An 11,563-nucleotide genomic window follows, 5' to 3' on the forward strand; every position below is an offset into this window, starting at 1 on the left:
CGGCGACTACGCTGATTCTATGTCGGGGCAGGGCGGGACCAGAGTCGTGAAGACCATAGGGGGCGCCGTCGGCGGTCTGATCGGCATCGTCGCCATGAGCGTCGTCGCGGGAGTCCTGGTGGCCGCCTCGGTGACGCCGGCGATCGCGCTGAGCGGCATGGCCGCCGGCAACACGGTGGAGATGTTCGACAACCTCCCCGAGTACCTCGAGATCGGCACGCTCGCCGAGAAGAGCGACGTGTACGCGAAGGGCTCCTCCGGCGGCGACGTGCTGCTCGCCTCCTTCTACGCCCAGAACCGCGTCGAGGTGGGCTGGGACGAGATCTCGCCGTTCGTGAAGGACGCCGTGGTCGCCTCCGAGGACCCCCGCTTCTACGAGCACGGCGGCATCGATCTGCTCGGCACCGTCCGCGCGGCCGCGACGACGGCCATGGGCGGGGACGTCCAGGGCGGCTCCTCCATCACGCAGCAGTACGTCAAGAACGTGCTCGTGCAGAAGGCGGAGGCGCTCAGCGATCCGATCGAGCGCGACGCGGCCTACCGCGAGGCCACGGAGACCACTCCGGAGCGCAAGGTCGCCGAGATGCGGCTCGCCATCGGGCTCGAGAAGGAGTACCCGAAGAACGACATCCTGCTGGGCTACCTCAACATCGCCCTGTTCGGCGGCACCGTCTACGGCGTCGAGGCGGCCGCCCGCTACTACTTCGGAGTGAGCGCGAAGGACCTCTCGCTCGCGCAGTCCGCCGCGCTCGTCGCGATCGTGAACAACCCCGAGAAGTTCCGCTTCGACCGGCCCGGCGACCCGGCGAACCCCGCCGCGGAGGGCTACCCGCAGACCCGGGACCGGCGCGACTACATCGTCACCCGCATGGACCTCGAGTCGAAGGTGACGTCCGAGCAGGCGCAGGCGGCCGTCGCCGAGCCCGTGACGCCGAACATCACCGAGCCGAGCACCGGCTGCCAGACGGCCGGAGTCGCGGCCTTCTTCTGCGACTACGTCACCTGGGTCATCAAGAACGACGACGCGTTCGGTGCGAGCCAGGACGAGCGCGACGCCACCTTCAAGCGCGGCGGCTACCGGATCTACACGACCCTCGACTCCGACCTGCAGCAGGCCGCCGTCTCGGCCACCGACGACTGGGTGCCCAAGTCGATGGCGAACGTGAACATCGGCAGCGCGAGCGTCTCGGTCGAGGTCGGCACCGGCCGCATCCTCGCGATGACCCAGAACAAGGACTACTCCAACGATCCGGACCTGACGGGCCCCAACTACACGAGCGTCAACTACAACACCGACTTCGGGTACGGCGGCTCCTCGGGATTCCAGGTCGGCTCGACCTACAAGGTGTTCACCCTCGCGGAGTGGCTGCAGGAGGGGCACTCGCTCGGCGAGAGCGTCGACGGCACCCGCCGCGCCTACACGACCTTCCGTGACAGCTGCGAGCCCGACGGCGTCTACTACGGCGAGTCCTGGAACCCCGGGAACGACGAGGGCGGCAACGGAGGAGTGACCACGGCCCTGCAGGCCACGACCGGCTCGATCAACACCTCGTTCGCCGCCATGGCCCAGCAGCTGGACCTCTGCGGCATCCGCAACACGGCGCTGGCGATGGGCGTGCACCGTGCCGACGGGACCGAGCTGCAGAAGCTCGCGCCGACCATCCTCGGCACCAACGAGATCGCTCCGCTCACGATGGCCACGGCCTTCGCCGGCTTCGCGAACAAGGGCACCGTCTGCACGCCCATCGCGATCGACCGGATCGTCGACCGCACGGGCGCGGACGTCGCGCCGCCCGCCTCCGAGTGCAGCCAGGGGATGTCCGAGGAGGTTGCCGCGACCGCCGGCTACGCCCTGCAGCAAGTGGTGACGGGCGGCACCGGAGCCCCCTCCAACCCCCGCACCGGGGTGCCGCACATCGGCAAGACCGGCACCACGGACGACGCGCTGCACACGTGGATGGTCGGCGCGAGCACCGAGGTCGCCACCGCCACCTGGGTCGGCAACGTGACCGGCTTCACCTCCATGCGCGGGTTCAGTCTCAACCGGGTGAACGCCGGTCAGGTGCGCCACCAGATCTGGCCGCGCATCATGCGCGTCGCCGACGCGAAGTACGGCGGGACGGCGTTCCCGGCTCCCGTCCGCTCGCTCGTCGACGCTCCGCAGGAGGCCGTGCCCCAGGTCACCGGCCAGAGCCCCTCTGCGGCGGCCGCACGCCTGCGCTCCGTCGGCTTCACGGTCCGCGTCGACACTTCTCCGGTCCCCTCCGACCGCCCGGCAGGGACGGTCGCGCAGACGAACCCGCCCGCCGGGTCGCGCGTCTCCCGGGGCGCGGAGATCACCCTGCAGATCAGCGCCGGACCGGGCGCCCCGCCCCGCGCGGGCTGAGCCCCTGCACCCCCGGCTGCTCCCGAGGGAGCGTCCGGCAGAATGAACGCGGCCGCGCTCGCGGCCGACGTGCGAGAGAAGGACCCATGACCGGACGCACCCGTCGCCCCCTCACCACCGCCCTCGCGACCGTCGCCGCGGCCGGAGCCGTCGCCGCGGCCTGGGGCATCGGCGTCGAGCGGACGCTGTTCACCGTCCGGCGCACGTCGTTCCCGGTGCTGCCCGCCGGTTCCGAGCCGATCCGCGTCCTGCACGTGTCGGACCTGCACATGGCCCCGTGGCAGACGAAGAAGCAGGAGTGGATCCGCTCGCTCCTCGCCCTGGCGCCCGACGTCGTGGTCGACACCGGCGACAACCTCGGCCACCGCGACGGCGTGCTCGGCATCCGCCGGGCTCTGGAGCCCTTCGCCGGGATCCCCGGCGCCTTCGTCAACGGATCCAACGACTACTTCGGCCCTCGGATCAAGAACCCGCTCCGCTACTTCGTCGGCCCCTCCAAGAACCCCAAGCAGCACGAGGCCGATCTCGACACCGACGGGCTGACCGGCTTCTTCTCGGACGGGCTCGGCTGGGTGGACCTCAACAACCGCGCCGAGAGCATCACGGTGAAGGGGACGCGCATCGAGTTCTTCGGCGTCGACGACCCGCACATCGGCCTCGACCGCATCGACCTGGTCGCCGGAGCCGTGGACGAGCTGCGCGGCGCGGAGGACGGACCGGCCGGGGTCAGCATCGGCGTGGCGCACGCGCCCTACCGGCGCATCCTCGACGACTTCGTCGCCCGCGGCGCCGAGGTGATCCTCGCCGGGCACACGCACGGCGGGCAGGTCTGCGTCCCGGGCTTCGGCGCCCTCGTCACCAACTGCGACATCCCGCGCGACAAGGTCGCCGGCTCGACGACGTGGGACAACGGACTGCGCAGCTCGTACCTCAACGTGTCCGCCGGAGTCGGCACCTCGATCTACGCACCGGTGCGCTTCGCCTGCCGGCCCGAGGTGACCCTCGTCACGCTCACTCCGGCGGCCTGACGAGGGGTGTCCGACGGCGGTCCGGAAATCGGCTACTATTGTCGAGGCTCGTGAGCGGTTCTCCGTGATGAGCACACCGGGGTGTGGCGCAGCTTGGTAGCGCGCCTCGTTCGGGACGAGGAGGTCGTGGGTTCGAATCCCGCTACCCCGACCGGTGAGAAGCCCGGCCAGGATCGATGATCCGGCCGGGCTTCGTCGTTCCCGGGGCGTTCTCGGAATTCTGCTGTGGCGGGGCTCGCCCGCAGGCGGATGCTCGCCCGGGCCGGAGCCTGGTCGACGACGGAGCCGGCGCGATCACCGCCCCGCGCTCTCCGGCTCGAGCACCCCTGACGGCGTCCCGAGCGTCCTGCGCACGGGCGTGCCTCCAGCCCACTCCCCCGCGCCTCCCGGCCCGATCCCAGCAGCCGGGAGCGAGACTGTTCTTCCGCCGTCGTCGCCGCCCCCGCCCGACGACCGACGAGAGGAGCACCGTGACCCGGTCGCTCACCCGCCTCACCCTCGCCATCAGCGTGCCCTACGTGGTCGCGCTCGCAGCCATCGCCTTCTGGCCGACGCCCGTCGATGCGGGAGTGCGGGGGGATCTCGGCCGGGTGACCTCCTGGTTCGCCCGGCACGGCCTCCCGATGGTCGACTACGCGTTCATCGAGTCGACCGCCAACATCGCCCTGTTCGTGCCCCTGGGGCTGCTCCTGGCCCTCAACCTGCGGCTCCGGAGGGCGTGGGTCGCTGTGGCCGTCGGCGCCGTCGTGAGCTCGCTGATCGAGGCGGGCCAGCTGCTCTTCCTCTCGGCGCGCTTCGCGACCGTCGACGACGTCGTGATGAACACCTCCGGCGCGCTTCTCGGCGCGGTCGCCGGCGTCCTGCTCCGGATGGTCGTCCGCGCACGACGACGCCGGAGGGCGGCGGAGTGGGACGACGCCTTCGCGCACATCCCCCTCCGCGGCACCTCCGGCGTGGTGGCGGATCAGCCGAGCCGCGTCCGCTGAGACGACGGCTCCGCCGCGTCAGCGGCCGAGGCCGCGGTACTCCCAGCCGGCAGCACGCCAGGCGGCGGGGTCGAGGCAGTTGCGACCGTCGACGAGGAAGGTGTTGGCCACCTTCGCCGCCGTGGCCGCGGGGTCGAGGGCGCGGAACTGCTTCCACTCCGTCACGACGACCACGGCGTCGGCACCGGCCAGCGCCTCGTCGACGTCGGTCGTGTAGGTGATCTCGGGGTAGCGGCGGCGCGAGTTCTCGATCGCCTCGGGGTCGGTCGCGACCACGGTCGCACCGAGGTCGTGCAGGCGAGCGGCGACGTCGAGCGACGGCGAGTCGCGGATGTCGTCCGACTCCGGCTTGAACGCCAGACCGAGCACCGCGATGCGGCGGCCCTCGACGGAGCCGCCCAGGCCCTCGGTGACGAGGTCGACGACGCGCTGACGGCGACGCAGGTTGATCGCGTCGACCTCTTTGAGGAAGGCGACGGACTCGCCGACGCCGAGCTCGTCGGCGCGGGCAGAGAAGGCGCGGATGTCCTTCGGGAGGCAGCCGCCTCCGAAGCCGATGCCCGCGTTCAGGAAGCGGCGGCCGATCCGCACGTCGTAGCCGATCGCGTCGGCGAGCTGCGTGACGTCCGCGCCGGTGACCTCCGCGATCTCGGCGATCGCGTTGATGAACGAGATCTTGGTCGCGAGGAAGGCGTTGGCCGAGACCTTCACCAGCTCGGCGGTGGCGTAGTCGGTGACCACGAGCGGGGTCTCGGCCGCGAGCGCCGTCGCGTAGACCTCGTCGAGGGTCGCCTTCGCCGCTGCTCCGGCCTCGCCCGCGGGCACGCCGTAGACGAGCCGGTCGGGGCTGATCGTGTCCTTGACCGCGAAGCCCTCGCGGAGGAACTCGGGGTTCCAGGCGAGGGTCGCACCGGAGGAGGCGATGCGGTCGGCCAGGCGGGCGGCGGTGCCGACGGGGACGGTCGACTTGCCGACGACGAGGGAGTCCGCCTCGAGGTAGGGCAGGAGACCGTCGATCGCCGAGTCGACGTAGGTCATGTCCGCGGCGTTCTCGCCCGGCTTCTGCGGGGTGCCGACGGCGACGAAGTGCACGGCCGCACCGGCGGCGTCGGCCATGTCGGTCGAGAAGCGCAGGCGCCCGGAGGCGACGCCGGAGGACAGCAGCTCCGGGAGGCCGGGCTCGAAGAACGGCGCGGTGCCGGCGGCCAGGGCGTCGATCTTCTTCTGGTCGACGTCGATGCCGATGACGTCGTGGCCGAGCTCGGCCATGGCGGCAGCGTGGACGGCACCGAGGTAGCCGCAGCCGATGACAGAAAGCTTCACAGGGGTTCTCCGAATCGTGGCGGGTTCGTGTCGCGGTCGCGACGGTGAGGAGGAGCGATGCGATGCGGCGAGGCGTCAGCGCGCCCGCGGACGCGCGACTACCGCCGCGCCAATGCTCTCAGATCGCGGGAGACGTCGGCGACAGCCGCCGCGATCTGCGCCGCCACGCGCTCGTGCACGGCCTCGCTGCGGCCGATCGGGTCCTCGATGTCGTCGCCGCCCTCGCCCCGCGGGGCGCGCCCGCGGTGGGCGGCGGCGAGCCGCACGACGGCGCGGAGCCGCGCGGCGGGGTCCTCGACCGTCGGCAGCGGCACCTCCCGCAGCACGAACGGCAGCACGCGGGCGAACTCGAGCAGCGTGAAGCCGCGGAGGAGGAGCGACGGGAAGCGCCGGGAGGCGTCGACCAGGTGGTCGCGCGTCATCGTGAGCAGGAGGTCGGCGTCGCCGACGATCGCGTCGCCGAGCACCGCGCTCGTGTGCGCGGCCGGGTCTCCCCCGTGCTGAGCCGAGAAGCGGGCCGAGACCGGGTCCATCGGCAGTCCGTCGCGCGTCCTCACTCCGGCGCTCGTGAACGCGAAGAGCGGACCTCCCGCGGGTGATGTCGCGTCGGCGAGTGCGGCGCGCAGCAGCTGCTCCGCCATCGGCGACCGGCAGATGTTGCCGGTGCAGACCGAGAGCACGGTGAAGACGGGGGCGGCGGAGGCGGCGACCGGTTCGTCCGGTCGCCAGCTCCGGCGGGCGGGGCGGGCGGAGTCGTCTCCCGGGAAGATCATCGCGGGGCGCTCAGGCCGAGGTCGACGCGGGCTCGGGCTCGACGGCCGTGTCCGGGCGGGCACCCGATCGCTCGGAGCCGTAGTAGCTCGTGTAGTAGTAGCCGTAGCCCCGGCCGACCTGGCCGCGCGCGGGCACGCGGTTGAGGATCACGCCGAGGGTGTGGCCGCTGACCCGCTCGATGTTCTGGATCGCCTTGCCCAGCTCGTCGGTCGTCGTCCTGCCCGCGGAGATGACCACGAGCGCGCCGTCGGTGCGGGCGGTGAGGATGGCGCCGTCCGTGACGGGCAGGAGCGGCGGCGCATCGACGATCACGATGGCCTCGCGAGCGATCTCGTGCAGGAGGATGTCCATGCCGTTGGAGCCGAGCAGCTCGGACGGGTTCGGCGGGATCGACCCGGCTCCGAGCACCCAGAGGTTGCCGGACGGGCCCCACGGCTGCAGGACGTCCTGCAGTTCCGCCTTGCCGATCAGCAGGTCGGTCAGGCCGACGCCGGGAACGAGGCCGAACGACTTGGCGACGGTGGGCTTGCGGAGGTCGCCATCGACGACGACGGTCCGCTGGCCGGAGGCGGCGAGCGTCACCGCGAGGTTCGCGGTCACCGTCGACTTGCCGTCCGAGGGCAGCGGGCTCGTCACGACGATGATGCGCGGCGGGCTGTCGATGTTCATGAACTGCAGGTTCGTGCGGAGCTCGCGCAGCGCCTCGGCGAGTGCGTGCTTGCCGTCGGCCTTGATGTAGTCGGTCGTGTCGGCCTCGGGGACGATGCGGTTGGTCTCGCTGAGGCGCTTGTCGACGGGGAGGGTGCCGACCACGGGGAGGTCGAACAGGCGCTCGACCATCTCGGCGGTGCGGATGCGCCGGTCCAGCGTGTTGCGGACGAACGCGTAGACGAGACCGAGGACGAGGCCCGCGAGCGCGCCGACCGCGAGGACGAGGCGCAGGTTCGGGAACGCCGGCGAGGACGGGAGCGCCGCGGCCTGCAGAACGGTGAGGGAGACCGTGTCGCCGACGCCCGTCTCCTGGTTGACCTGCTGCACCTTGGTGGCGATGGCCGCGACCCAGGCGTCGGCGAGCTTCTGCGCGCCCTCGGGGGTGGAGGCGGTGGCGCTGACCTTCATCACCGGGGCGACCGTGTCGGCCTGCACCGTGATCGCCGAGATCAGCGTGGCGGGCGAGACGTCGAGGCCGAGGCTGTCGATCGCGATCTGCGCCACGTCGCGCGAGGTGGCGATCGGGACGTACGTGGCGAGGCTCGACTTGGCGACGGACTGCGCGATCTGCTGCGTGTAGATCGCCTGGCTGTCGTCGGCACCGGTGGTGGCGACGGAGACCAGGCCCTGCGAGTCGGCGACGTACCGCGGCTTCTGCGTCAGCGACCAGCCGAAGGCGACGAGAGTGCCGAGGAGGATCGCCGCGACGATCGGGATCCAGTGGTCGCGCAGCAGCCGGAGGACGTCTCGAAGTTCCACAGAGTCAGATTTCCTTCGCTGGTACGGATCACGCGGCGGGCGCCGGCGACGGGTTCTTCCGAATTCTGACACAGCGCTTCCGCGCCCTCGGCGCCAGGCGCGTCAACCGTGCCACCTGTCGGGGGTGGGCTCCGGCGGAGTCCCTCTCGTGATCACTCCGAGGCCCTCGAGCTCGACGACCGCCGACTCGACGACCGCCTCCGCATCGACGCCGGCGGGCGGCGGGCCCGCCTCCTCGAGCACCGCGGCGACGAGACCGGGCAGATCGGAGCCCCGGCCGGCGTGGCGCCAGATCGTCGGGCCGATGCCGGACAGGCGCACGAGGGTGCCGCCGCAGAACACGAGCAGCTGGCCGTCGGCGAGCTCCACCGCGTCGTCCGCAGGGGTGCGCAGGACGGTGCCGGGCAGGGCCTCGCCCACAGGGTCGAGCTGCACGGAGACCACGTCGGACCAGGCGGACGGGGCCTCGGCGCCGAGGGACGCGAAGACCTCCTCGACCAGGTGCACCACGCTCGCGGCCTCGGAGTAGACCAGTCGCCGGACGCCGCCCAGCGCCGAGAGGGTGCGGACGAGATCGGCGATCGGCCGCGGTCGGGCCGAGAGGTACGAGGTCTGCGGCACCAGATCCTCGATCGCGTCGACCGGGTCGACGTGCTCGAGGAAGGGCGTCCCGACGCCGTCGCGGCGCTCGAGCAGGAGGACGCCCGCCAGACGCAGGGGCGCCTCCGGGACCGGTCGGAGGGCGAGCGACCCGGGGGCCAGCTGCGCCTTCGGCGCCGATCCGGTCAGCGGCTTCACCGACAGCGGCTTGGGATAGGGCAGGACGCGCCCCTCCGGGGTCACGCCGACCGTCTCGTCGGTGACGTAGCCGAAGCGGGACCCGAGCGTCCGGGCGATGGTGGTCTTGCCGGTCCCGGAGGCGGCGACGAAGGCCAGCACGCGGCCGGACTCGTCGGAGATCCCGCAGGCGTGGAGCATCAGCAGGTCGGCGCGCCGGGCGCCGATCGCCTCGAGGGTCAGGGTCGAGGTCAGGGACTCCTCGAGCTGCGCGAGCGTGGCGCTCGAGACCCGGGGCGAGCCGTCGACCGGGACGGAGGGATCGTGCCCCACCTCGGCGAGGACGTCGCGTGCTCCCGCGTCGGGCTCGGACGCGCAGGCGGCCCAGCTGTCGGCGATCCGCGCCGCGTCCTCGTCGCCGACGCCGCGTCCGAAGACCACGCGGAACGGGGTCTCGAGGACCGAGACGGACAGGGTGCGGGGCTCGGCGCCCCTCCCCCCGGCGATCAGTACGCCCCGTCGCGGGCGAGGACGGCGCGCGCGGTCTTGAAGAGGATGACGATGTCGCCGGTCATCGACCAGTTCTCGACGTAGTACAGGTCGAGGCGGACGGTGTCCTCCCACGAGAGGTTCGAGCGTCCGCTGACCTGCCAGAGCCCGGTGATGCCCGGCTTCATCAGGAAGCGGCGGTGCACGTGCTCCTCGTACTGCTCGACCTCGCGGGCCAGCGGCGGGCGGGGGCCGATCAGGGACATGTCGCCGCGGAAGACGTTCAGGAACTGGGGCAGCTCGTCGAGGCTGAAGCGCCGGAGGATCGCGCCCACCCGGGTGACGCGCGGGTCCTTCGCCATCTTGAAGAGGATCGAGTTCCCCTCCGCACGCTGCTGCGACGCGAGAGCCGCCAGTCGCGCCTCCGCGTCGACGACCATCGAGCGGAACTTCAGCATCTCGAAGGTCGCGCCGTTCAGACCGATGCGCTCCTGCCGGAAGAGCACGGGCCCGGGGCTGGTGACCTTGACCAGCACGGCGACGACGACGAGCACCGGCGCGCTGAGGATGATCAGCATGGTCGACGCGAGGATGTCGAAGAGGCGCTTGGCGAACCGCTGGCGGCCGTCGAAGCGCGGGGTCTCGACGTGGATCAGCGGAAGGCCCGCGACGGGGCGGGTGTGGATGCGCGGACCGCCGATGTCGGTGAGGCTCGGCGCCACGACGAGGTGCTCGCGCCCGGGCTCGAGCGTCCAGCTCAGCTCGCGGATCCGCTGCGGCGCCAGCTCGTCGGAGCTCGTGACGACCACCGTGTCGGCGCCGGTGGCGTCCATCACGGCGCGGACGCCGTCGATCCCGGTGAACCCGTGGACCGCGAGGCCCGAGAGCTCCTGCTCGCTCCGCAGCGCGTCCGCACCGCCGACCGAGGTCGAGACGGCGCCGACGAGCTTGTAGCCGGCCTCGGTGCCGCGGCGCAACTCGCGTGCGGTGTGCAGGACGCTCGCGCGGGAGCCGAGGAGCACGACCTGGCTCGAGAAGCGGCCCGCCCGGCGCTGCCGGGTGAGCCAGGAGCGCCAGACCAGGCGGCCGACGCAGATCAGCACGATCCCGGCGGGGAACGCCGTGATGATGTAGCCGCGCGCGAGCAGGATCTGGAGCAGGTAGGCGATGATCGCGACGATGCCGAAGAGCCAGATGGAGGCGTCGACGACGCGGCGGTACTCGACGTAGCCGGTGCCGACGATCCGGCGGTCGCGCGTGTCGAAGACCTGGAGGGCGAGGAGCCAGCCGACCGACAGGGCGACGGACACCCAGGTGTAGCTGACCGCGATGTCGGCGGGGTTCTTGAACCCCAGGTCCGAGTTCAGGTTCAGGTCGAACCAGAAGAGCTGCGTGCCGAAGACGGAGAGGACGATCGCGACGACGTCCGTGATGAGCAGCCGTCGCCGGTAGTCCTGCTCCCACGACGGCCGACGCCTCAGCGGTGCCCCTTGCGCCGTCATCGTTTCCCCCGACCTTTCCTGCTGCTTCGAAAGGCGTAATTCCGTTTCCGGTGTTGTCACGTCGTCAGGCTACCCACTTCCTCGTTTCGGAGGGGTGTCGCGCCGGTGAGGAACGCTCGACCGGTCACCCGCGGAGCCGGCCGCGGCTCTCCTGGAGGTAGCACGCGCCGCACAGCGACTCGTAGGTGACCGCCGTTCCGTCGATCGCGACCTGATCGCCGTCGAACACGAAGCGGCCGTCCACGACGCGCCCGTTGAAGATCGCTTTGCGCCCGCACCGGCAGATCGTCTTCAGCTCCTCGAGGCTGTGGGCGATCTCCAGGAGCCGCCTGCTTCCCGGGAACGCGGCGGTGCGGAAGTCCGTGCGGATGCCGTACGCCAGGACGGGCACGTTCTCGAGGATGGCGATCCGGAGCAGATCGTCGACGTGCGACTCCGGCAGGAACTGCGCCTCGTCGACGAGCAGAGCACTCACGTCGCGCTTCGACTCGGCCAGCACGCGGGCCCGGGCGGCGGTGAAGACGGCCACCGGGTCCCCGTCGGGTTCGAACAGGATGTCCACCGGACGGGTCACGCCGAGCCGCGACACGATCAGCTCCTCGCCCTTCGTGTCGACGGCCGGCTTGGCCAGCAGCACCCGGTGCCCGCGCTCCTCGTAGTTGTGCGCGGCCTGCAGGAGCGACGTGCTCTTCCCGCTGTTCATCGCTCCGTAGCGGAAGTACAGCTTGGCCATCAGGTCTCCTCGGGGCGGGTCCGGGGGCGGGGCCCCCGGACCCGCCCCGAGGAGACCTGATGGCCAAGCTGTACTTCCGCTACGGAGCGATGAAC

Annotated in this window: 9 protein-coding genes and 1 tRNA gene; 4 read left to right on the forward strand and 6 right to left on the reverse strand. The window is 71.6% G+C overall.

Features of this window, described 5'->3' with window-relative positions; genetic code table 11:
* Positions 1 to 19 precede the first annotated feature (19 nt).
* From C5C50_RS03895 to C5C50_RS17235, 4 genes are all read left to right on the forward strand, one after another.
* Positions 20 to 2,386 (forward strand): transglycosylase domain-containing protein, encoded by a 2,367-nt coding sequence (locus tag C5C50_RS03895; RefSeq protein ID WP_104272871.1) that lies wholly within the window; start codon positions 20 to 22, stop codon positions 2,384 to 2,386.
* An 86-nt stretch (positions 2,387 to 2,472) separates the two neighbouring features.
* A complete protein-coding gene (locus tag C5C50_RS03900; protein WP_104272872.1) occupies positions 2,473 to 3,414 on the forward strand; it encodes a metallophosphoesterase in 942 nt (313 codons plus the stop codon).
* 77 nt (positions 3,415 to 3,491) lie between these two features.
* Positions 3,492 to 3,565: transfer RNA gene (locus C5C50_RS03905), tRNA-Pro, on the forward strand.
* Positions 3,566 to 3,884: 319 nt separating this feature from the next.
* Positions 3,885 to 4,400, forward strand: a complete 516-nt coding sequence (locus C5C50_RS17235; RefSeq protein WP_258059527.1) for a VanZ family protein — start codon at positions 3,885 to 3,887, stop codon at positions 4,398 to 4,400.
* A gap of 18 nt (positions 4,401 to 4,418) precedes the next feature.
* On the opposite strand, the gene C5C50_RS03915 is transcribed toward C5C50_RS17235, so the two are convergent.
* The 6 genes from C5C50_RS03915 to C5C50_RS03940 all read right to left on the reverse strand — a co-directional run bounded on the left by C5C50_RS03915 (position 4,419) and on the right by C5C50_RS03940 (position 11,468).
* Entirely contained in the window at positions 4,419 to 5,723 is a 1,305-nt protein-coding gene (locus C5C50_RS03915) for a UDP-glucose/GDP-mannose dehydrogenase family protein (RefSeq protein ID WP_104222179.1), read from the reverse strand.
* A 98-nt stretch (positions 5,724 to 5,821) separates the two neighbouring features.
* A complete protein-coding gene (locus C5C50_RS03920) occupies positions 5,822 to 6,496 on the reverse strand; it encodes a low molecular weight phosphatase family protein (RefSeq protein ID WP_104227254.1) in 675 nt (224 codons plus the stop codon).
* 10 nt (positions 6,497 to 6,506) lie between these two features.
* Positions 6,507 to 7,967: a polysaccharide biosynthesis tyrosine autokinase gene (locus tag C5C50_RS03925; RefSeq protein ID WP_181027156.1), complete on the reverse strand. Its 1,461-nt coding sequence runs from the start codon at positions 7,965 to 7,967 to the stop codon at positions 6,507 to 6,509.
* Between the two features lie 102 nt (positions 7,968 to 8,069).
* The gene (locus C5C50_RS03930) at positions 8,070 to 9,185 is read right to left on the reverse strand and encodes a hypothetical protein (RefSeq protein WP_104227255.1); all 1,116 of its coding nucleotides are present in this window, start codon (positions 9,183 to 9,185) and stop codon (positions 8,070 to 8,072) included.
* A gap of 65 nt (positions 9,186 to 9,250) precedes the next feature.
* Positions 9,251 to 10,735, reverse strand: coding sequence for a sugar transferase (locus tag C5C50_RS03935; protein ID WP_104222171.1), 1,485 nt, complete (start codon positions 10,733 to 10,735; stop codon positions 9,251 to 9,253).
* A 124-nt stretch (positions 10,736 to 10,859) separates the two neighbouring features.
* Positions 10,860 to 11,468 carry a thymidine kinase gene (locus tag C5C50_RS03940; RefSeq protein WP_104227256.1) on the reverse strand — a complete coding sequence of 203 codons (609 nt, stop codon included), beginning with the start codon at positions 11,466 to 11,468 and terminating at the stop codon, positions 10,860 to 10,862.
* Positions 11,469 to 11,563: the final 95 nt, after the last annotated feature.

Origin of the sequence: Rathayibacter sp. AY1D9 (assembly GCF_002932395.1) — a bacterium.
Taxonomy (GTDB): domain Bacteria; phylum Actinomycetota; class Actinomycetes; order Actinomycetales; family Microbacteriaceae; genus Rathayibacter.

Coding starts and splice junctions, on each gene's coding strand:
- C5C50_RS03895 (WP_104272871.1), top strand. CDS start 20: ATGTCGGGGCAGGGCGGGACCAGAGTCGTGAAGACCATAGGGGGCGCC.
- C5C50_RS03900 (WP_104272872.1), top strand. CDS start 2,473: ATGACCGGACGCACCCGTCGCCCCCTCACCACCGCCCTCGCGACCGTC.
- C5C50_RS03920 (WP_104227254.1), bottom strand. CDS start 6,496: ATGATCTTCCCGGGAGACGACTCCGCCCGCCCCGCCCGCCGGAGCTGG.
- C5C50_RS03935 (WP_104222171.1), bottom strand. CDS start 10,735: ATGACGGCGCAAGGGGCACCGCTGAGGCGTCGGCCGTCGTGGGAGCAG.
- C5C50_RS03940 (WP_104227256.1), bottom strand. CDS start 11,468: ATGGCCAAGCTGTACTTCCGCTACGGAGCGATGAACAGCGGGAAGAGC.